Annotated in this window: 24 protein-coding genes and 1 pseudogene; 14 read left to right on the top strand and 11 right to left on the bottom strand. The window is 60.6% G+C overall.

Going from position 1 to position 19,962, the window contains the following annotated elements; all coding sequences use genetic code 11:
• Positions 1-127: 127 nt before the first annotated feature.
• The gene (locus BLL42_RS07070; RefSeq protein WP_071551405.1) at positions 128-403 is read right to left on the bottom strand and encodes an HU family DNA-binding protein; all 276 of its coding nucleotides are present in this window, start codon (positions 401-403) and stop codon (positions 128-130) included.
• Positions 404-563: 160 nt separating this feature from the next.
• Here BLL42_RS07070 and BLL42_RS30185 point away from each other — a divergent pair.
• From BLL42_RS30185 to BLL42_RS07050, 5 genes and pseudogenes are all read left to right on the top strand, one after another.
• Positions 564-671 (top strand): annotated as a pseudogene (locus tag BLL42_RS30185) (hypothetical protein); the annotation flags it as partial.
• A 108-nt stretch (positions 672-779) separates the two neighbouring features.
• Positions 780-1,442, top strand: a complete 663-nt coding sequence (locus BLL42_RS07065; protein WP_071551404.1) for a class I SAM-dependent methyltransferase — start codon at positions 780-782, stop codon at positions 1,440-1,442.
• A gap of 112 nt (positions 1,443-1,554) precedes the next feature.
• A complete protein-coding gene (gene rnd / locus BLL42_RS07060; RefSeq protein ID WP_071551403.1) occupies positions 1,555-2,688 on the top strand; it encodes a ribonuclease D in 1,134 nt (377 codons plus the stop codon).
• Complete coding sequence (locus tag BLL42_RS07055; RefSeq protein WP_019692499.1) at positions 2,685-2,978, top strand: YcgL domain-containing protein; 294 nt, start codon at positions 2,685-2,687, stop codon at positions 2,976-2,978. The genes rnd and BLL42_RS07055 overlap by 4 nt, the downstream gene beginning before the upstream one ends.
• 127 nt (positions 2,979-3,105) lie before the next feature.
• The gene (locus BLL42_RS07050; RefSeq protein ID WP_071551402.1) at positions 3,106-4,038 is read left to right on the top strand and encodes a D-2-hydroxyacid dehydrogenase; all 933 of its coding nucleotides are present in this window, start codon (positions 3,106-3,108) and stop codon (positions 4,036-4,038) included.
• Positions 4,039-4,128: 90 nt separating this feature from the next.
• On the opposite strand, the gene BLL42_RS07045 is transcribed toward BLL42_RS07050, so the two are convergent.
• Positions 4,129-4,722: a nitroreductase family protein gene (locus BLL42_RS07045; RefSeq protein ID WP_071551401.1), complete on the bottom strand. Its 594-nt coding sequence runs from the start codon at positions 4,720-4,722 to the stop codon at positions 4,129-4,131.
• A 156-nt stretch (positions 4,723-4,878) separates the two neighbouring features.
• Between BLL42_RS07045 and BLL42_RS07040 the strand changes: the two genes are divergently transcribed.
• Entirely contained in the window at positions 4,879-5,328 is a 450-nt protein-coding gene (locus BLL42_RS07040; protein ID WP_071551400.1) for a YcgN family cysteine cluster protein, read from the top strand.
• 39 nt (positions 5,329-5,367) lie between these two features.
• On the top strand, positions 5,368-6,597 hold the full coding sequence (locus BLL42_RS07035) for a hypothetical protein (RefSeq protein WP_071551399.1): 1,230 nt from the start codon (positions 5,368-5,370) through the stop codon (positions 6,595-6,597).
• Between the two features lie 94 nt (positions 6,598-6,691).
• Here BLL42_RS07035 and BLL42_RS07030 read toward each other — a convergent pair whose 3' ends face one another.
• From BLL42_RS07030 to BLL42_RS07015, 4 genes are all read right to left on the bottom strand, one after another.
• Positions 6,692-6,994 carry a YgaP family membrane protein gene (locus BLL42_RS07030; RefSeq protein ID WP_071551398.1) on the bottom strand — a complete coding sequence of 101 codons (303 nt, stop codon included), beginning with the start codon at positions 6,992-6,994 and terminating at the stop codon, positions 6,692-6,694.
• Positions 6,995-7,071: 77 nt separating this feature from the next.
• Positions 7,072-7,542, bottom strand: a complete 471-nt coding sequence (locus tag BLL42_RS07025) for an RNA methyltransferase (RefSeq protein WP_019692493.1) — start codon at positions 7,540-7,542, stop codon at positions 7,072-7,074.
• 144 nt (positions 7,543-7,686) lie between these two features.
• Positions 7,687-8,061, bottom strand: a complete 375-nt coding sequence (locus BLL42_RS07020; protein WP_003184246.1) for a YajD family HNH nuclease — start codon at positions 8,059-8,061, stop codon at positions 7,687-7,689.
• 49 nt (positions 8,062-8,110) lie between these two features.
• On the bottom strand, positions 8,111-8,797 hold the full coding sequence (locus BLL42_RS07015) for a spermidine synthase (RefSeq protein WP_071551397.1): 687 nt from the start codon (positions 8,795-8,797) through the stop codon (positions 8,111-8,113).
• A gap of 117 nt (positions 8,798-8,914) precedes the next feature.
• On the opposite strand from BLL42_RS07015, the gene BLL42_RS07010 reads away from it, so the two are divergent.
• A complete protein-coding gene (locus tag BLL42_RS07010; protein ID WP_071551396.1) occupies positions 8,915-9,205 on the top strand; it encodes a hypothetical protein in 291 nt (96 codons plus the stop codon).
• Here the strand turns inward: BLL42_RS07010 and BLL42_RS07005 are convergent.
• Complete coding sequence (locus BLL42_RS07005) at positions 9,202-9,675, bottom strand: cyclic nucleotide-binding domain-containing protein (protein WP_071551395.1); 474 nt, start codon at positions 9,673-9,675, stop codon at positions 9,202-9,204. The genes BLL42_RS07010 and BLL42_RS07005 overlap by 4 nt on opposite strands.
• 86 nt (positions 9,676-9,761) lie before the next feature.
• A complete protein-coding gene (locus BLL42_RS07000; protein WP_071551394.1) occupies positions 9,762-11,816 on the bottom strand; it encodes a S9 family peptidase in 2,055 nt (684 codons plus the stop codon).
• Between the two features lie 100 nt (positions 11,817-11,916).
• Between BLL42_RS07000 and BLL42_RS06995 the strand changes: the two genes are divergently transcribed.
• Genes BLL42_RS06995 through BLL42_RS06985 form a run of 3 tightly spaced genes read left to right on the top strand, consistent with a single transcriptional unit; the run spans position 11,917 to position 13,779 of the window.
• Positions 11,917-12,414, top strand: a complete 498-nt coding sequence (locus BLL42_RS06995; protein WP_071555712.1) for an MFS transporter — start codon at positions 11,917-11,919, stop codon at positions 12,412-12,414.
• 32 nt (positions 12,415-12,446) lie between these two features.
• Positions 12,447-13,223 (top strand): class II glutamine amidotransferase, encoded by a 777-nt coding sequence (locus tag BLL42_RS06990; protein WP_071551393.1) that lies wholly within the window; start codon positions 12,447-12,449, stop codon positions 13,221-13,223.
• Between the two features lie 13 nt (positions 13,224-13,236).
• Positions 13,237-13,779, top strand: a complete 543-nt coding sequence (locus BLL42_RS06985) for a DUF2937 family protein (protein ID WP_071551392.1) — start codon at positions 13,237-13,239, stop codon at positions 13,777-13,779.
• Between the two features lie 73 nt (positions 13,780-13,852).
• Here the strand turns inward: BLL42_RS06985 and BLL42_RS06980 are convergent, their stop codons facing one another.
• Positions 13,853-15,040 (bottom strand): MFS transporter, encoded by a 1,188-nt coding sequence (locus BLL42_RS06980; RefSeq protein WP_071555711.1) that lies wholly within the window; start codon positions 15,038-15,040, stop codon positions 13,853-13,855.
• 283 nt (positions 15,041-15,323) lie between these two features.
• On the opposite strand from BLL42_RS06980, the gene BLL42_RS06975 reads away from it, so the two are divergent.
• Genes BLL42_RS06975 through BLL42_RS06965 form a run of 3 tightly spaced genes read left to right on the top strand, consistent with a single transcriptional unit; the run spans position 15,324 to position 17,691 of the window.
• Positions 15,324-16,076: a 5-oxoprolinase subunit PxpA gene (locus BLL42_RS06975; protein ID WP_071551391.1), complete on the top strand. Its 753-nt coding sequence runs from the start codon at positions 15,324-15,326 to the stop codon at positions 16,074-16,076.
• On the top strand, positions 16,073-16,777 hold the full coding sequence (gene pxpB, locus BLL42_RS06970) for a 5-oxoprolinase subunit PxpB (RefSeq protein ID WP_071551390.1): 705 nt from the start codon (positions 16,073-16,075) through the stop codon (positions 16,775-16,777). Before BLL42_RS06975 ends, pxpB begins: the two co-directional genes overlap by 4 nt.
• Complete coding sequence (locus BLL42_RS06965) at positions 16,774-17,691, top strand: 5-oxoprolinase subunit C family protein (protein ID WP_071551389.1); 918 nt, start codon at positions 16,774-16,776, stop codon at positions 17,689-17,691. The genes pxpB and BLL42_RS06965 overlap by 4 nt, the downstream gene beginning before the upstream one ends.
• A 100-nt stretch (positions 17,692-17,791) precedes the next feature.
• Here BLL42_RS06965 and BLL42_RS06960 read toward each other — a convergent pair whose 3' ends face one another.
• Positions 17,792-18,970, bottom strand: coding sequence for a vWA domain-containing protein (locus BLL42_RS06960; RefSeq protein WP_071551388.1), 1,179 nt, complete (start codon positions 18,968-18,970; stop codon positions 17,792-17,794).
• Between the two features lie 32 nt (positions 18,971-19,002).
• On the bottom strand, positions 19,003-19,848 hold the full coding sequence (locus BLL42_RS06955; RefSeq protein WP_071551387.1) for an AAA family ATPase: 846 nt from the start codon (positions 19,846-19,848) through the stop codon (positions 19,003-19,005).
• Positions 19,849-19,962 lie beyond the last annotated feature (114 nt).

Here is a 19,962-nt window from a genome sequence, read left to right as displayed (position 1 = left end):
CCCCCGACACATGCGAGCACCTTGATCCAACGCACCGCTATCAACCACAAAAAATGGGCACCCGATTCAATCGGCGTGCCCATTTTCATTACGACTCTCCCCCCGCGATTCAGGGAGTTCGCAGCATTTATGGATTGACGCTGTCTTTCAACGACTTGCCCGGTTTGAACGCAACGGTGTTGCTGGCCTTGATTTTCACTAGCTCACCGGTTTGCGGGTTCTTGCCGGTGCAAGCGCCACGGTGACGCTGCAGGAAGGTACCGAAGCCCACCACGGTGACGCTGTCTTTACAGTGCAGAGCGCCGGTGATTTCTTCGAGAACGGCGTTGAGGACGCGATTTGCCTGCTCTTTGGTGAGGTCAGCCTTTTCAGCGATGGCTGCGGCGAGTTCTGGTTTACGTATGAGTGAAGCCTCTTTGACGGTTTTTTGTTGTTATGTCCGTGCTGTTCTTCCGGAACAGCGCCCGAGGCGCCTCAGGCTCTACTCTGCGGCAGACGGGAGTGAGGATGGCATGAGGCCACGAACGCCCGAGGTCTACGGGGTGCGTGAGCTGGAACAGATCGAGCCGTTTCTCGCCGATCTCTACCTGGCCGTGAAGCGCGCCGAATACCGGCAGTTCATGGGCAAGGTCGGGGAGCAGGACGGGCGCTGGTATTTGCACCAGGCGTGATGCTGAAAGCGGCAGGCTAGAGCCGGCATCGTGATTAAACCTTTTTTTCACGCGCCGCTTGATAACCTGTCGCCCGTAAGTCGTTCCCTTTATCAAGAGTCGCCAGTTATGTCTGCGCAACCCCCTTCCTCAGTCGAGCACGAATGTGCTCGACGCTACGATCAGGAGCACGCGCGAGTCTGCCTCCAGCCGCATCCCCGTGGGCTTGTGCAGCGTTTTTTGCAGTGGCGTGGCAAGCGACTGGTGCGGCGCGCACTCAAGGCGGCCGGCGAGCCGGGGCTGATTCTTGATGTGGCCTGCGGGGCAGGGGGCAACTGGCCGGTGCTGGCCGAGCACACCAATCGGGTGATTCTCGCCACCGACCCGTCCCAGGAAATGCTCGACCACGCCCAGACGCATCATCCGGCCGAGCTGCTGAAACGGGTCAAAACCTTTCAGAGCTCGGCATTCGCCATCGGTTTGCCGGAAAATGCCGTGGATTGCATTTTTTGCATGCGGTTGTTTCAGCACATCGACAACAGTGAGCATCGCTTGGCGATACTGCGTGAGTTTTACCGGGTCAGTCGCGACGCGCTGATCGTGTCAGTACAGCGAGACGGGTATCTCAAGTTGCGTGCGCGGTTCGGCGAGGATGCACAACCGCGTCAGTGGGCCACCAAGGTTGAGCTTGAGGCGGAGTTCCGGCAAGCGGGCTTCAAGACGCTCAAATACCTGGACACCCTGCCTGGCAGCGACCTGCCGCGAGTCTACGTGCTGCATAAAGCTGACTAGCTGTCCTATTCTTCTCGTGTAGCGGGAGTTTCGCTCAAGCTCTTGCTCAGTCAGTGCGCGGAAATCGCCGGGGCCGATATATACTGCGCGCCATTCTTCAAGGGAGAGCCGTGTGGCCATCGATATTCACTGGATTCGCGACAACGATAGCCTCGGTCAGTTTTGCGCCCAATGGCAGCGGTTGCCGTTCGTCGCCCTCGACACCGAATTCATGCGGGTCGACACCTTTTATCCGATCGCCGGCCTGTTGCAGATTGGCGACGGCGAGCGCGCTTTCCTGATTGATCCTTTGACAATCGACAACTGGCAACCGCTGGCCCAATTGCTGGAAAACCCGGCAGTGGTCAAAGTGGTGCATGCCTGCAGTGAAGACCTCGAAGTCCTGTTGCGTTTGACCGGTAGCCTGCCAGTGCCATTGTTCGATACGCAATTGGCCGCCGCCTATCTGAACCTGGGCTTCTCCATGGGGTACTCGCGTCTGGTGTCGGAGGTGCTCGGCATCGACCTGCCCAAGGGGGAGACCCGTTCCGACTGGCTGCAGCGTCCGCTTTCGGACACCCAGATCAGCTACGCCGCCGAAGATGCGTTGCATCTGGCGGAGGTTTTCGTGCGTCTGCGGCCGAAGCTGTCAGACGACAAGTACGCCTGGGTCCTGGAAGATGGCGCCGAACTGGTGGCCAACCTGCGCCGCGAAGTCGACCCTTACGAGGTGTATCGCGAGGCCAAGCTGGCCTGGAAGCTGTCCCGCGCGCAACTCGCCGTGCTGCGCGAACTCTGCGCCTGGCGCGAGCACGAAGCCCGCGCCCGCGATCTGCCGCGCAACCGCATTGTGCGCGAGCATTCGTTGTGGCCGCTGGCACGCACCCAGCCGGACAATCTCGCGGCACTGGCGAAAATCGAAGACATGCACCCGCGCACCGTGCGTCAGGACGGTGAGTTCCTGCTGGGTTTGATCAAGCAGGCGGGCAGTGTCTCGCCGGACCAATGGCCGCCAGCGGTGCCGGAGCCTTTGCCGGTGGAAGCCGCAGCCTTGGTCAAGCGTCTGCGGGCGCTCGGTCAGGCCGAAGCTGAACGTTTGAACATGGCCCCGGAACTGATGCTGCGCAAGAAAACCCTCGAGGCCTTGCTCAAGAGCGGCTTCCCTGAGGGCCCTTACCAATTGCCTGATTCGCTGCGTGGCTGGCGCCGCGAATTGATGGGCCAGGCCCTGCTCGACAGCCTGGCCACTGCCGGAGAACAGCCTTGAAACGTATTTGCTCTATCTACCGAAGCCTGAAGAAAAACGAGATGTACCTCTATGTGCTCAAAAGCGATGCACTGGAGCGCGTCCCGGAAAACCTGCTGCTGGCGTTCGGCAAACCGCATCACGCCTTCGACCTGGTGTTGACCCCCGAGCGCAAGCTCTCGCGCGAAGACATCACGGTGGTGCTGGAAAACCTCGACAAGCAGGGCTATCACCTGCAAATGCCGCCGGCCGAAGACGAGTACATCGAGCACTTGCCGGAAGAGCTGCTGCGACGCAATGATCCGGTTTGACGGATGTCTGTAGGGGCTCTGTCCAGAGCCTCTGGAAACAATGGAATTGATTATTTTGGCGAGGGCCGCGATCGAGGGGGAAACACTCCTTCGGCGGTCCTGTGCACTGTTTTTGAAGGTTTGAACCATGCGCGTTCTGATTGCCGAACACGACCACGCTGTGTATGCCCAACTGTTGCGTCAGGCCGCGCCTGAACTGCAAGTCCTGACCAGCGGCGACTCCGCTGAATTGGCCAGCCTGGCCGCCGACTGCCCGGTCTGGCTCGGCCAACCGGACCTGTTGGCGACGCTGCTGCGTCAAGGTCACGAGCCTCAATGGCTGCAATCGACCTGGGCCGGCATTACACCGTTGCTCGCCGACGGCTTGCCCCGCCACTACCGGCTGACCCGTGCGGTCGGGATTTTCGGTCAGGTCATGGCTGAATACGTGCTGACCTACATGCTTGGCCATGAGCGCGAAGTACTGGCGCGACTGGTCAGCCAGGTCGAGCGCAAGTGGGACAATCGCCTGGGCCAGAGCCTGGCGGGGCGCAAGGTGCTGATCGTCGGTGCCGGCGACATCGGTCAGAGCGTGGCGCAGTTCCTGATGCCCTTCGGCGTCAAGCTGTACGGGATCGCCAGTGAGCCGCGCGAGCAGGCGCCGTTCATTGAAGTCGCGGGGCTGGAGGATTTGGGGCGCCTGGTCGGTGAAGTCGATTACGTGGTCAACCTGCTGCCGAATACGCCGAACACTCACGATCTGTACAACGCCGCGTTGTTCAAGCAGTTCAAGTCGACCGGTTTGTTCATCAACGTCGGGCGTGGCGTGGCGGTGGTCGATGCGGACCTGGTAGAGGCCTTGAAGGAAGGGCATCTGGCGGGTGCGGTGATCGACGTCTGCCGGCAGGAACCGTTGCCGCAGCGTCATCCGTTCTGGACCGCCTGGGGCTTGCTGCTGACCGGCCACAGCTCGGCGCCCACCTCACCGTCGATGATGGTGCAATTATTTCTCGAAAACCTGCGGGCGTATCAGGCGGGCGAAACGTTGCGCGGGGAAGTGGATTTCACGCGGGGTTATTGATAGCTGATTGAAAAGATCGCAGCCTGCGGCAGCTCCTACGCGGTATTCGCATTTACCGTAGGAGCTGCCGCAGGCTGCGATCTTTTGCTTTTACAGGCTGAAATCACCCTCAGCCGCCAGCTCGCTCAATGGGCGACGCGGGCTTGGGACTTCCCGGGCTTGCAGGTAATCAGCGAGCGTCGCCTTGTCACCCAGCTTGCCGATCGCCACCGCCGCGTGCAGCGCGTAGCCTTCAGGAATATTCAGCTCCTTGCGGGTCAGCTCCTGATCGAAACCGGCCATGCCGTGGGTGTGCCAGCCGCTGATAGAGGCTTGCAGGGCCAAATGGCCCCAGGCGGAACCGGTGTCGAAGGTGTGCCACAGGGCGGCGGTTTCTTCGGAGGCGCCAGGCGCGGTGAAGGTGGTTTTCGAGATCACGATCACCAGGGCCGAGGCGTGTTGCGCCCAGCTGCGGTTGAACTCGTTCAGCAGACCCAGGTAGCGCTCCCAGTTCGGCGTGTCGCGGCGCGCGTAGAGAAAGCGCCATGGCTGCGAGTTGTAGGCCGACGGCGCCCAGCGAGCCGCTTCGAAAAAGCTCAGCAGGGTTTCTTCAGGGATGCTTTCACCGGTGAAGGCGCGCGGCGACCAACGGTCGGTGAACTGTGGATGAATGGCATATTCGGCAACGCGGGGATTAGCGCTCATGGACGAGTTTCCTGACTACGGTTATGACGCGCAAAGCTACTTCGCGGCGTGATAACTGACAAGTCCTGTTCTACCGATAGTCGCCAGCACTTGGCCCGCGGGGGCTGGGGCACTAGACTGGCGGCCTTTTCACCACCTGATGTTGATGCTTGAGCCATGGCCGCCAAAGTCGAACCTTTCTGGATACGCAAAACTCTCGAACAACTCGATCAAGAGGAGTGGGAGTCGTTGTGCGATGGGTGTGGCCTGTGCTGCCTGCAAAAGCTTGAGGACGAGGAGGACAACAGCGTCTACTACACGCGCATCGCCTGTAAATTGCTCGACCTGAAAACCTGTCAGTGCACCGACTATCCGAACCGTCGCGACTCGGTGCCAGACTGCATCCAGCTCACGCCGGGCAAGGCAGACCAGTTCAAGTGGCTGCCGCCGACCTGCGGTTACCGCCTGGTCAGTGAGGGTAAGGACTTGCCGCTTTGGCATCACCTGGTCTGCGGTGATCGAGACGCGGTGCACCACGAGCGCATTTCCCAGTCCGGGCGCATGCTCGCCGAAGGCAGCGTGGCTGAGGATGATTGGGAAGATCATCTGATTTTTCGGGCGGGTTAAGCACCTGTCGTAGTACGAGCATGTCACGAAGGAGTGTGTATGGCTGTGGCGTTTAGGCTGCCGTTGGCATTGTCGCTTTTATTGCTGAGTTCACCGGTGTGGGCGGCAAAAAAAGTCGATCTGGATTACCACGTACGATTGTTGCCGCAAAGCGATCAGGCTGAAGTGCGCTTGACCCTGGCACGCGGCTCGGCGGTGCGCAGCCTGGATTTTGATCTGGGCGATGGCAGCCAGTACAGCGACTTCAAGGCCGATGGTCAGTGGCAGCTCACACCGGGCAACGTGGCGCGTGGCGTCTGGCGTCCGGCCGCTGACAAGGCCAGCCTGACTTACCGTGTACGCATCAGTCACGCCCTCAACAACGCCAGTTTCGATACCCGCATGACGCCGAATTGGGCGTTGATGCGTGGCGACGATCTGGTCCCGGCGGCGCGCCTGGATCAGCAGGACGGCGTCGAGCTGGTGTCGCGGCTGGAGTTCGAATTACCGGAAGGCTGGAAAAGCGTCGAGACCGCCTGGCCACGGGTTGGCAAGAACCGCTTTCGCATCGACAACGTTTCTCGGCGGCTCGACCGGCCTACGGGCTGGATGCTTGCCGGCAACCTGGGCAGTCGCCGTACGCGCCTGGGCGAAACCGAAGTCACGGTCGCCTCGCCGCAAGGGCAGGGCATGCGCCGGATGGACGTGTTGACGCTGCTGACCTTCGTCTGGCCGCAAGTGCAGGCGTTGTATCCGCGTCATCCCGGAAAACTGTTGATTGTGGGGGCCGCCGACCCGATGTGGCGCGGCAGCCTGGCCGGGCACGAATCGATTTATCTGCACAGTCATTTGCCGTTGGTCAGCGAAAGCGGCAGCAGCCCGTTGATCCGTGAGTTGGCCCAGGTATTCGGGCGAATCAAGGACAGTGATCGCAGTGACTGGATCAACGAAGGCTTTGCCGAGTACTACGCGATTGAACTGCTGCGCCGTGCCGGTGGCATGAGCGATGAGCGTTATCAGACACTGGAAGACAAAATGGCCAAGGTCAGCCATAAAGTCAGCACCCTGCGCGCAGATCAGCTCAGCGCGGCGCAGGTCGCCAAAGCCGTGTTGCTGCTACAGGAGCTGGACCGCGAAATTCGTCTGAAAACCCGCAACAAGCGTTCGCTGGACGACATGTTGCGCGGCGCCATGGACCTCGGAAGGGTGAGCACCAAAGAGTTTGTGGTGCTGGCCGAAAGCATTATCGGCGAGCCGTCGAAAGTGCTGGATACCGAGTTGCTGCGCTAACACCGAAAAAGATCGCAGCCTGCGGCAGCTCCTACGAGTTCACACGGGCACCTGCGTAGGAGCTGCCGCTGGCTGCGATCTTTTGATCTTTTGATCAGGCCCCGGTCTTGGGCGACTTCAGCTCTTCACCGGCCCGTTCGATTTTCGAACGGACGTTGGCCATGTTCTGACGACTTTTTTCGAAGAAGCTTTTTGCCGAGCTGTGACCGGTGATGCCGCGAGCCAGGGCTACACCGCCGAGCGCCACCTCAATCAGCCCGAACACGCCGCCACGGCGCAGGCCTTTGCCGACCATTACCACACCGCCGGCCGTGCTCGCGATGCGTTCCCAGCCCTGGACGTTTTGCGTCGGTGGCGTCTGGAACGGCGCGGGCTCTATGCGTTTGATGTCGCTCATGATCTGTCTCCTGAGGGGCAATGGATATAAAGCTGACTGCGCTGGCGGCTGACTCGTTCCATCCGGTGTTCGGTCTGTCAGCGGAATTTTGGACCGGAACGAGTGTTATTGCCCTTGGCCATGCGGTCGTAAAGCACCACGTTGACGGTGGCGGCCAGATTCATGCAGCCGGTGGTCGGGATGTAGACCACGTCTTCGCACCACTCACGAATCTCTTTATCGAGCGAACCGTCTTCCGGGCCGAAGATATACAGCGCACGGTCCGGGTGGGTGTACTCGGGCAACGAACGGGCGCCATCAACCAGCTCGACCGCCACCGGGACGCAGCCCAGCGGGAGGATTTTTTTCAGGTCGTCGATGCCGATCAGCGGAATGTCGTGGTGGATTTTCTTGGTGTCGGTGACAAAGTCACGGGCGCGTTCATAACGCTTGCCGGTGTAGAACACCGACGCCACGCCGTAACAGCCGGCGGCGCGCATCACCGAACCGACGTTCTCCGGTGATTTGGGGTTATACAAACCAATGCAGCTGTACCGTTTGTTTGCCACGAGCGGGGTGCCCTTCGAGAAAAACCACGATTATACGGGTTTGTGAAGGTCGCGGTGGCGTCAAAAAGATCGCAGCCTGCGGCAGCTCCTACGCGGTATTCGCATTGACCTGTAGGCGCTGCCGGAGCCTGCGATCTTTCGGTTTTACTCGTCTTTTTTCATCAGCCCGGCCAGCGCGGCAAACGGGTTATGCGTCGCCTTGGCAATTTTCGGTGTGCTCAGCGAGCCATCGCCGAAGTACTGCTGGTCGGTATAGCGCGAGTGTTCGTTGTCGTGGCAGTACAGACACAGCAGCTCCCAGTTGGAGCCGTCTTGCGGGTTGTTGTCGTGGTTGTGGTCGCGGTGGTGCACGGTCAGCTCGCTCAGGCGCTTGCCGGAGAACTCACGAGCACAGCGCCCGCAGACGTGCGGGTACATCTTCAGGGCCTTGTCGCGGTAACCCATTTCACGGTCGCGCTGGGCGTCGGCGAGGATGCGGTCCAGTTTGGCCGTGTTGGAGGGAGGCGTTGACGAACTCATGGGTTCACCTTTGTAAAAAGACTAATGACGGTTATACGGCAAGTTTAGCTCAGGCCTTGAGCTTCTCGGCAATCCAGATTGTGTGCCGGGTGCCTTTGTTGCCGTGGGCGAACACTTGCACTTCTTCGGCCTTGAAGCCGGATTTTTTCAATTTGTCGGAGAACTGCCGGTCGGCGCTGGCCGACCACACGGCCAGCACGCCTTTGGGGCGCAAGGCCTTGGCGCAGGCGCTCAGGCCGCCGGCCGAGTACAGCCAGCTATTGGCTTTCTGGGTCAGGCCTTCGGGGCCATTGTCGACGTCGAGCATGATGGCGTCGAAACCTTGCGGCTCGGCCTGCAGGACCTTGGCCACGTCTTCCATGCGGATGACCGTGCGCGGGTCGAGCAGCGGTCGTCCGGATTTTTCACCCAGCGGCCCGCGGTTCCACTCGACCACCCCCGGCACCAGTTCGGCGACCACTACTTCAGCGGTCTTGCCCAGGTGCTTGAGCGCAGAGGCGAGGGTGAAACCCATGCCGAGGCCACCGATCAACACCCGAGAATTCGGGCGGCCGGCGACCTTGCGGCAAGGAATCTCGGCCAGGGCGTCTTCGGAACCGTGCATGCGGGTGTTCATCAATTGCCCGCCGTCACCGCCCTGGATCTTGATGACGAAATCTTCGCCGTACTCGAACAGGCACAGAGCACCGCCGTTTTCGGGGATTGGGGTGGTGTCGAGCAGAACGAAACGTTTCATGGGGCTCTCTTTAAGGAGGGAAACTGGCATCAGGGAGGAGAAACCGGCATTGAGAAGGGCAATCTTGCGCGGTTGGGAGTAGCCTTAAGGCAACAAGCAAGGGCAATGGAGCCATTGATGAAGCGCAACATTCTAACGGTCATTGTGTTGGCCGCGCTCTCGATAAGTGCAGCGCAGGCGCAAGAGTTGCAAGCGGTCCCCGTTACACCCCCGGCAGCCCCCGGCTCACCCGGCACCGCAACCCCCACGCCATACCCGCAGATTACCCCGACCACTGTGCCCAAGGTCGGCAGCAGTAGCGGTGGTGAACCGTTGTTGCCACCGATTGAAATGCCCAACCCACCCAAGGACCAGACCTTGCCGGGGCTTGAGCAGAGCCAGCAGAAAGCCAAGTCCCCTGGCGGTTAAATCTGTTGCGAGAGCAATTGGCCGTCGGCCATGCGCAGGCGTTTGGACAACGACACGGCGATGGCGCGGATGATCTTCGCAGCAATTTTCGGTGCGTCGTTGAGCATCTTTTCCAGCGAGTCCTTGCCCAGATTGAGCAGTTGGCAATTGCTCGCCGCCACGCAACTGGCCGAACGCCGTTCGCCGTCGAGTACGGCCATTTCGCCGAATGCCCGGCCGCTGCGCAGCGTTGCGATCGTCACCGGCTGGCCATCGCTATTGGTTTTCTGCACCGCCACCTGGCCCGAGTGAATGATGCACATGAAGCTGCCTGCATCACCTTCGTGGAAGATCTCTTCGCCCTGGGCGATGGTGCTGAGGCTGAAGTAGCCGGCAGCTGCCGTGAAATCGGCCAGTTGCAGCTGATCGAACAGGCCGCAGTCCATCAGCCAGTCGCGAATTTCTTTGTTCAACAGGGTCGGTTCTGACATGTCATCACGGTCTTTTTCTTGTGCTTTACATTAGGGCACGCAGGCCAGCGGCCCAGTGTTCAGACCGGGCCGGCGGGCAGAGTTCCTCAGGCGATACCCAATACCTTGAATACAAATGCGTATTCGAGCGCTACGTCACGTAATCCTTGATAACGCCCACTCATCCCGCCATGGCCGGCACCCAGTTCGGTCTTGAGCAGCAGCAGATTGTTGTCGGATTTGGTCGCTCGCAACTTGGCCACCCACTTGGCCGCTTCCCAATACTGCACACGGCTATCGTTGTAGCCAGCGATCACCAGGGTCGCCGGATAGGCGTGAGCGCTGACGTTTTCATAGGGTGCGTATGCCTTGATCCGATCATAAACCGCTGGCTCTTCAGGATTGCCCCACTCGTCGTATTCGGTGACGGTCAGCGGTAGATCCGGGTCGAGCATGGTGTTGAGCACGTCGACGAACGGCACCTCGGCAATTGCCGCCGCGAACAGCTCCGGCCGTTGGTTGAGTACCGCACCGATCAGCAAACCGCCGGCACTGCCGCCGCTGATGGCCAGTTGCTTCGCGGTGGTGTAGCCGTTGGCGATCAGGTGTTCGGCGCAGGCGATGAAGTCGCTGAAGGTGTTCTGCTTGTGCTCCTGCTTGCCGGCGCGATACCAGGCTTCGCCCAGTTCACCACCGCCGCGCACGTGGGCGATGGCGAAGGCAATGCCGCGATCGAGCAGGCTCAGGCGCGCATGGGAGAACCACGGGTCGAGGCTTTCGCCATAGGCGCCATAGCCATAGAGGTAAAGCGGCGTCGGTTTGCCCAGCATGTCGCGTTTGACCACCAGGCTGACCGGCACCTGTGTGCCATCGGGCGCAGTCGCCCACAGGCGCTGACTGACATAGGCATCGGCGTCGAAGGGGCCAAGCACCTGGGTTTCCTTGAGCACTTTCTGTTCGCCGCTGGCGAGGTCGAGCTGACGAATCTGCGCCGGGCGATTCAGCGCCTCGTAGCGCAGACGGATCTTGTCGCTCGCAAACTCCAGGCTGTTTTGCACATGCAGGCTGTAGGCCGCGTCCGGCAGTTGCACGCGGTAAGCGGGCAGGCCGTGCGCGTGAACTTCGATGATCGGCAAACCGCCTTCGCGCAGACTCAGGGTCATGGCCGAGGCATTCAGGCTCAGGCCATCGAGCATCACGGTGTCGCTGTGAGGGATCAGGTTTTGCCAGTCGGATTCGGAGGGTACAACGCCGGTGTCGGCGGCCTGATACAGCGCGAAGTTGATGCCGTCGCGGTTGCTGCGAATCAGCCAGGTCCATTGGTCGTCGAGCTTGCCGTGGTCGACGTCGTACTCGTGATCTTCAACCCGTGGCGCCAGGCAGGTGAATGGCTGTTGTGGCTGCGAAGCATCGAGCGCCCAGACTTCGCTGGTGGTTTTGCTGCCCAGCGACAGCAGCAACTGGCGTTCGGAGCTTGAGCGATAGCAGTGCAGGAAAAACCGCCCGTCCGGTTCAAAGAAGACTTCTTCGGCGGCGGTACTGTCGAGACGATAACGAAACAGCTTGTGCGGGCGATGAGTGTCATCCAGCTCGCCGAAGAACAGCGTCAGGCTGTCGTTGGCCCAGGTCATGCTGCCGTCGCAATGCTCGAATTGCAGTTCGCTGACCTTGCCGCTGGACAGTTCCTTGACGAACAGCGTGTAAATCTCTTCACCGCTGGTATCGAGGCTGTAGGCCAGGCGCTGGTGGTCCGGGCTGATGCTGAAGGCGCCCAGCGAGAAAAAGCCGCCATTGGCCAGCACGTTGGGGTCGAGCAGCAGTTGTTCCTGACTTTCGTCGACCTGCAGGCTGTCGTCGGCCGGGCGCGGGCAGCGGTAATGCCGGGCATATTCGTCACCGGCGGTGGTGCGGGTGTAATAAAGGTACGGCCCCCATGGGGAGGGCAGCGACAGATCGGTTTCGAGAATCCGGCTTTTTATTTCGTTGAACAGGGTTTCTCGCAGTTCGGCCTGGTCGGCCAATTGTGCTTCCTGGTAGCTGTTTTCAGCCTTGAGGTAGTCGAGCACCTGTGCGCTGTCGCGCTCCTGCAGCCAGGCGTACGGGTCATCGCCGTCGGCCTTGTGGGCAATCGGGGCGCTGCAAACGTGGGCGATTAGGGGCATGAAGGACTCTCAGGGGTTAAGCAAAAAGGGCTTCACAGACGGCGGGGCAGCCTGATCGGTGAAAAGCCGTTATCATAAGCGCCTCTTTGCCTGCCTTGCCATGGACACCATGACCGAGAACGACTATCTGATCGCTTGGGGCTTTTACGCCTTTGCCGCTTTAGGCTGCCTATTGGTGTGGATGCGACTGACCCGCTGGATGTGGCGCTGGTTGCGCGAGCCACTGCGTCTGCTCATGGTCGTGCTGTTGTTCAGCCCGACCATCATCGACCCGGTGAAGGAAAAATTCGCTCCAGCCGTCGCCATTACTGCCCTGGACTTGATGTTCAAGGTCGGGAACAACGCCTGGCGCGCGATCTCCGACCTGGTCATGTACGGCATGATCGTCTTCGGCATTTACCTGGTTTTCGTGTTGATCCGCTTTCCCATCGAGCGCGCTTCCAATGCTCACAAGGAACGGGAAGCCGCCGCGAAAGCCGCTGCCAAGGCCGCCGAGCCTGATGATGATCAGCCCTTTGGCGGTGCTGGCGATGATCGTTATGGTCGTCCGCCGGTTCCGAGTAACCCCCAGCGTTCTCGAGTAGAACCCCGTCTTTGACGTTACGCCGGCATTGAAGCGAGAGTCCAGGCATGTGTGAGTTATTGGGCATGAGCGCCAATGTCCCGACCGATATCGTGTTCAGCTTCACCGGGCTGATGCAGCGTGGCGGTCGAACCGGCCCGCATCGGGACGGTTGGGGCATCGCGTTCTATGAGGGCCGCGGCCTGCGCTTGTTTCAGGACCCGGCGGCGAGTTGTGATTCTGAAGTCGCACTGCTGGTGCAGCGCTATCCAATCAAAAGCGAAGTGGTGATCGGGCATATCCGCCAGGCCAACGTTGGCAAGGTCTGCCTGTCCAACACTCACCCGTTCGTGCGTGAGTTGTGGGGACGCAACTGGTGTTTCGCGCATAACGGCCAACTCTCCGATTTCCAGCCGACCGCCAGTTTTTACCGGCCGATTGGCGATACCGACAGCGAAGCGGCGTTCTGCGATGTGCTCAACCGCGTGCGTGAAGCCTTCCCGGAACCGGTCGAGGTCGAGCAATTTCTACCCGACCTGGTGGCGGCGTGTGCCGAATATCGCAGCAAAGGCGTGTTCAATTGCCTGTTGAGCGACGGTGACTGGCTGTTCTGTTATTGCTCGACCAAATTGGCGCAGATCACCCGTCGTGCGCCGTTTGGTCCGGCACGTTTGAAGGATGTGGACGTTATCGTCGACTTCCAGGCCGAAACCACACCCAACGATGTGGTGACGGTCATTGCCACCGAACCCCTGACCGAAAACGAAACCTGGACCCGTTACGAACCGGGTCAATGGAGCCTTTGGCGACGCGGTGAATGCGTCAGCCAGGGCAAGACCGAATAAGGAACACCTTTCTATGTTGCTCAGTTATTTGCGGCTGGTGTTGTTTGCGATCGGCCTGTTGGTGGGTGTGCAGGTGCCGGGTTTCATCAACGATTACGCCAAACGGGTCGAGGCGCATCTGATTGAAGCGCAGACCGGCTTGCGGGGTTTTCAGGGCACCGCCGAGCAGTTTTTCAAAGGTGATTTGCAAGCGCTGGTCGCTCATTACCGTGCCAGTGACGACCCGGTGTTTCGCAGTGATGCGGATAGCCTGAGCACCTTGCTCACTCGCCAATTGGCGCTGGACAAGCAATTCCAGGCCATGCAAGGCCCGTGGTACATCCGCGTCTTGCAGGTGGTGTTGGCGGCTGACCCGGATATTCGCAAGGAAACCTGGAATGGCTACAGCTACCAGCTGTTGCTGACGCCTGAAGCCATGGGCTGGGGGCTGAGCGGGGCGATGTTGCTGTCGTTCGGGCTGGAATGTCTGTTCCGTCTGATCGACTGGGTGGTGTTGGGCGGCAAGCGCCTGCGCCAGAGCCGGCCGATCGAAGAGCGCGATATGCGCGGTTTGTAACACCGTCGAACGTGCAGGGTCGGCTTGCCGGCGATTGAGCGATGCGGTGCGCTTGACCGGTTAAAACGCATCTTCATTGCGAGGAGCCGGGCGTGGAGGTGAATGACCGCACCCAGCGGATGCCGATGGCGGCCAGCGCGTAGGTCAGCGCTACCAGCCAGAAGCTGTGAGCCAGCCCCACCATTCCCATGCCGATCCCACCGAGAACGGCCCCCAGCAAAGCGCCAGCCTTGGCCGCGCTGTTGCCGAGGCCGAGGGCAAAACCCTGTTGGCTTGAAGAAACGGTGTTGGCGATCAGCGCATAGGCGACGGGCAGCAGGGCGCCTTGCCAGATACCCCAGACCAGCCGGCTGACGAGAAACCCCAGCCATTCGTTGGCCAGCGCCGTGGCCGCGAGCGTCAGGGCGCACAGCCAGGCGACGCCTTCGATGACGCGCAAGGTGTAGGCCGGTTGCCAGCGGTCGAACAGACGTCCCCACAGCGGGGCGGAAATGGCCAGGGTCGCGGCGCTTGCCGCATAAGTGGCGCCGATCAGCCAGCTCGGCGCGTGCAGAATCTCGGCGACGTACAACGCGTAGAACGGCTGCGGCATCATCTTCGCGGCCTGAATCAACACGATCACCAACAGGATTCCACCGAGCCAGCCTTTGGGCTGGGCCACCGGTGCGAGCGGTTTTTTCTTCGAGGCCCGCGCCTTGTCGGCCGGCAGGAAAAAACTCCCCAGTGCACACAGCAGGCAAATCGCCGTTGCGCCATAACAGAGCAGGGCGAACCCCGAGACGTCCATCAACCAGCCACCCCACACCGGGCCGATCAACGAGCCGACGGCGGTCGCCGATTGCAGGCGTGCCAGGGTGTGACCACGCCGGGAACTGTCGCAGCAGGCCAATGCATAGGCTTGCGCGGCGGCGAGAAACCCGGCCAATGCGCCTTGCATCACTCGAATGCCCACCAGCAGCCACGGGTCGAGGGTGATGGCCGCCAACCCTTGGCACAGCGCGAGTGCCAGCAACGCCCGAACGATCATCGGCTTGTGCCCGGTGCGATCACCCAACCGGCCCCACACGGGAGTCAGGAGCATGGCCGCGAGCATCGGGCCGGCATAGACCAGCGCCGATAACAGCGCGGTGTAGCCGGCGCCCTCTGGCCCGAGCAGATGCTGGATCTGCAAGGGCCAGAACGGGCCGCTCATTTCCATCGCACCCATGGAGACCAACTGGATGACGACCAGCAGCCGCAATGCGCGACCGTCAGCAGGCAATAGCGGCTGTTTTTGCGTGTGAGCGCGCATCACGTCCGATTCCTTCTGGACAGGTGTTTAGCTGAAAGCGCGCAGAGAGTACCGGCTTAATACACAATTCAAATGATAGTAATTCCTGCTTTTAGCGTGGGAATCTTCCTTATCTACGGTCAATGCTTTTTTAGGTTGAAGCGTTGGTGCCGCAAACCCGGGGCAAGCCACTCGATGCGCAGTAACTGATAATCTGCGGGACCGCTCGAAAGTCCCTCGGTCAAAACGATAAAAACCCTCAGGAGTACTCACCGTGAGCCGCCTGTTATTGAACTGCGATATCGGCGAAAGCTTTGGTCACTGGACCATGGGGCTGGATGCCGAAGTGATGCCGTACATTGATTGCGCCAACATTGCCTGCGGGTTTCATGCTGGTGACCCGAGCATCATGCGCAAGACCGTCAGCCTGGCGCTGAGCCATGGCGTGCAGATTGGCGCGCATCCGGCCTATCAGGATCTGGTGGGGTTTGGCCGCCGTTCCATGGCCTACACCGCGCAGGAGCTTCAAGATCTTCTGCACTACCAGATCGGCGCGCTGGACGGCATTTGCCGGGCTCAGGGGGCTCGCGTGAGTTACGTCAAACCCCACGGTGCGATGTACAACGACATGATGGCCAATCCGGCGCAGCTGCGGGCGGTGATTCAGGCCGTCGCGACGTATGACCGGCAACTGCCGTTGATGCTGATGGCGACCCGTGACAACAGCGCGGCTCAACTGATGGGCGATGAGTACGGTGTGACGCTGTGGTTCGAAGCGTTCGCCGATCGTGCCTATGACAGCGCCGGGCATCTGGTTTCGCGGCAGTTACCGGGTGCGGTGCATCATGATCCCGAGAAAATCATTCAACAGGCGCTGACCATCGCTCGCGGTGACAATCTTGTCGCCAGCGACGGCAGTGCCTTGCATTTGCAGGCCAACACCCTGTGCGTACATGGCGACAACGCCAGTTCGGTGGCGGCTGTGCAGCGGATCCGTGAAGCATTGAATCAGCAGAGTGCGCCATGAAACCACGGGTTGAAGTGGTGGCCATCGATTGCTTGATGGTGCGGCTGTTCGATGAAATCGCCGAAGCCAACATGCCGTGGTTGCTCGCCGCCAGCGAGCGACTGCGTGCAGGGTTCGCCGGACATTTGATTGATCTGGTGCCGTCTTATACAACCCTGATGGTGCATTACGATCTACGCGCCTTGAGCCCGGTTCAGGCGCGGGAACTGATCGCCGAAGCCTTGAGCGATCTGACCCCCAACGCCCGGGCCAATGGCCAATGCCATGTGTTGCCGGTCTGGTATGACGTGAGCGTTGGGCCTGAACTGAGCCTGCTTGCGCAACGCAGCGGGCTGGCGGTGGAGGAGGTGATTCGCCGTCACAGCGAGCGCGAGTATCAGGTGTTCGCGTTGGGGTTTGCGCCGGGCTTTGCCTTTATGGGGCTGGTTGAAGACGTGCTGGCCGCGCCCCGTTTGAATACCCCACGCAAGCGCGTGGCGGCTGGCAGCGTAGGAATTGCCGAGCGGCAGACAGCGGCTTATCCGGTGGTGTCGCCGGGTGGCTGGAACCTGATTGGGCGCACCCCCGCCAAACTGTTCGACCGCGAACGTGAGGGCTACAGCCTGATGCAGCCGGGCGATACGGTGCGTTTTGCGGCGGTCAGTCATGCCGAGTTCGTCAATCTGGGCGGCGACGATACGCCGCTGGAGGTGCTGGCATGAGCCGTTTGACGATCGAAGCCAGCACGCCGCTGTGCCTGTTGCAGGATGCCGGCCGGTTCGGTGTGCGGCATCTGGGCGTGACCCAGGGCGGTGCGGCGGATTGGCTGTCGATGTCCTGGGCCAACTGGCTGCTGGGCAACTCGCCGGAGGCCGCGGTGATTGAAATCACCCTCGGCGGTTTGACCCTGGAGGCACGGGACGATTGCTGTCTGGCGCTGGCGGGAGCGGACCTCGGTGCACTGCTCGACGGCCAGCCGCTGGCGCCGTGGCGCAGTTTTCAGCTGAAGAAAGGCCAGCGTTTGCAATTCACCCAACCCTTGCTCGGTGCCCGTGCCTATCTGGCAGCGCCCGGCGGTTTCAACGCGCCCCAGGTGTTGGGCAGTTGTGCGACGGTGGTGCGTGAAGAACTCGGTGGTCTGGACGGTTTTGGTCGGCCCTTGGCACGAGGTGCCGAGCTGAGTTATTCGGGGCAGGCGCAGGCTCTGCGGGAGGTGCCGCGCGAGCGGCAACCGGACTTCACGCTGAATCAGCCGCTGGATCTGGTGCTCGGTGCGCAACATGGCGAGTTCAGCGGGCAAAGCCTGTTCGATGCCTTCAACCGTGTCTGGACCCTCGACAGCCGTGCCGACCGCATGGGTATTCGCTTGCTGGGGACGGCGTTGCAGTATCAAGGCAAGCCGATGATCTCCGAAGGCATCCCGCTGGGCGCAGTTCAGGTGCCGCCGGACGGGCAGCCGATCGTGCTGCTCAATGATCGGCAGACCATTGGCGGTTATCCACGGTTAGGCGCGTTGACGCCGTTGGCGTTGGCACGATTGGCGCAGTGTTTGCCGGGGCAGCAGATCCGGTTGACGCCAGTGGTGCAAGAGACGGCGCATCAACAACAGGTCGAGTATTTGCAGCGGTTTGCGTGACCCGACGTAGGAGCTGCCGAAGGCTGCGATCTTGGTTTGTTGCCACATCAAGATCAAAAGATCGCAGCCTGCGGCAGCTCCTACACTGCGATCTTTTCAATCATTTCGAGAGAAACCGCATCCCCTCTTCCAGCCCGCGCAAGGTCAGCGGGAACATCCGGTCTTCGATCAGATCGCGCACGATGTGGGTCGAGGAGGTGTAACCCCAGGTGTCTTTCGGGTAGGGATTGATCCAGATGAGTTTTTTGTACTTCTCCATGAAACGCTGCATCCACACGTAACCGGCTTCTTCGTTCCAGTGCTCGACGCTGCCGCCGGCCTGGGTGATTTCGTAAGGCGCCATGGCGGCGTCGCCGATGAAGATCACTTTGTAGTCGGCGCCGTATTTGTGCAGCAGGTCCATGGTTGCCGTGCGTTCCGAGCCACGGCGCATGTTGTTCTTCCACACCGATTCATAAATGAAGTTGTGGAAATAGAAGTACTCCAGGTGTTTGAACTCGGTCTTGCAGGCCGAGAACAGCTCCTCGCAGATCTTTACATGGGCGTCCATCGAGCCGCCGATGTCAAACAACAGCAACAACTTGATGGTGTTGCGTCGCTCCGGGCGCATCTGAATATTCAGCAGCCCCGCGTCGCGGGCGGTGTGGTCGATGGTGCCGTCGATGTCCAGCTCATCCGCCGCGCCTTGACGGGCGAACTTGCGCAGACGCCGCAGGGCCACCTTGATGTTGCGCGTGCCCAACTCGACCTGATCGTCGAGGTTCTTGTACTCGCGCTGGTCCCAGACCTTGACCGCTTTGCCCTGGCGTTTGCCGGCATCGCCAACCCGGATGCCTTCCGGGTTGAAACCGCCGGAGCCGAACGGGCTGGTGCCACCGGTGCCGATCCACTTGTTGCCGCCGGCATGGCGTTCTTTCTGTTCTTCCAGACGCTTCTTGAACTCTTCGATCAGCTTGTCGAGCCCGCCGAGAGACTGGATCTGTGCCCGTTCCTCAGCGGTCAGCGAGCGTTCGAATTCCTTGCGCAACCAGTCTTCGGGAATCAGCGCCTGAAGGTGATCGTCGAGTTTTTCCAGGCCATTGAAGTAGGCCCCGAACGCCCGGTCGAACTTGTCGAAATGCCGTTCGTCCTTCACCAGAATTGCCCGCGACAAGTAGTAAAACTCGTCCATGTCGGCGAAGGTCACGCGCTGTTTCAGCGCGTTGATCAGATCCAGCAGCTCACGCACCGAGACCGGCACCTTGGCTGCACGCATTTCATTGAACAGGTTGAGCAGCATGGCTATCGCCTACGACTTTGTGAAAAGAGGAATCAGCGGGTGCCGCGACGGCTCATAAAAGCCAGCCGCTCAAGCAACTGCACGTCCTGTTCGTTCTTCACCAGGGCGCCGGCCAGCGGCGGGATGGCCTTGGTCGGATCGCGTTCGCGCAGTACCGCTTCGCCGATGTTGTCGGCCATCAGCAGCTTGAGCCAGTCCACCAGTTCGGACGTCGAGGGTTTCTTCTTCAGGCCCGGGACTTTGCGCACGTCGAAGAACACGTCCAGCGCTTCACTGACCAGGTCTTTCTTGATGTCCGGGTAGTGCACGTCGACGATCTTTTGCAGGGTGACGCGGTCCGGGAAGGCGATGTAGTGGAAGAAGCAGCGGCGCAGGAAGGCGTCCGGCAGCTCTTTCTCGTTGTTTGAGGTAATGATGATGATCGGGCGCTGCTTGGCCTTGATGGTTTCGTCGATCTCGTAAACGTAGAACTCCATCTTGTCGAGTTCTTGCAGCAGGTCGTTCGGGAACTCGATGTCGGCCTTGTCGATTTCGTCGATCAGCAGAATCACCCGCTCCTCGGACTCGAAGGCTTCCCACAGCTTGCCCTTTTTCAGGTAGTTACGGATGTCATGGACCTTGTCCGCACCCAACTGCGAGTCACGCAAGCGGCTGACCGCGTCGTACTCGTACAAGCCCTGGTGAGCCTTGGTGGTGGACTTGATGTGCCAGGTGATCAGCTTGGCACCAAAGGACTCGGCCAGTTGCTCGGCCAGCATGGTCTTGCCGGTGCCGGGCTCGCCCTTGACCAGCAAAGGGCGCTCCAGGGTGATGGCGGCGTTGACCGCCAGCTTCAGGTCATCGGTGGCGACGTATGCGCGGGTGCCTTCGAACTTCATCGGTAATTCCTCGAACGGTAACGCCAATCTGCGCCGGGCAGGGCGGGCGAAATAAAAGTATGCCCGACTATAACGCGGCGCCCGGTCGACTGTGAACGCAGACGGCGTATTCAG

Source organism: Pseudomonas frederiksbergensis, from assembly GCF_001874645.1.
GTDB classification, from domain to species: domain Bacteria; phylum Pseudomonadota; class Gammaproteobacteria; order Pseudomonadales; family Pseudomonadaceae; genus Aquipseudomonas; species Aquipseudomonas frederiksbergensis_B.
This window is presented reverse-complemented; position numbering and strand designations above follow the sequence as displayed.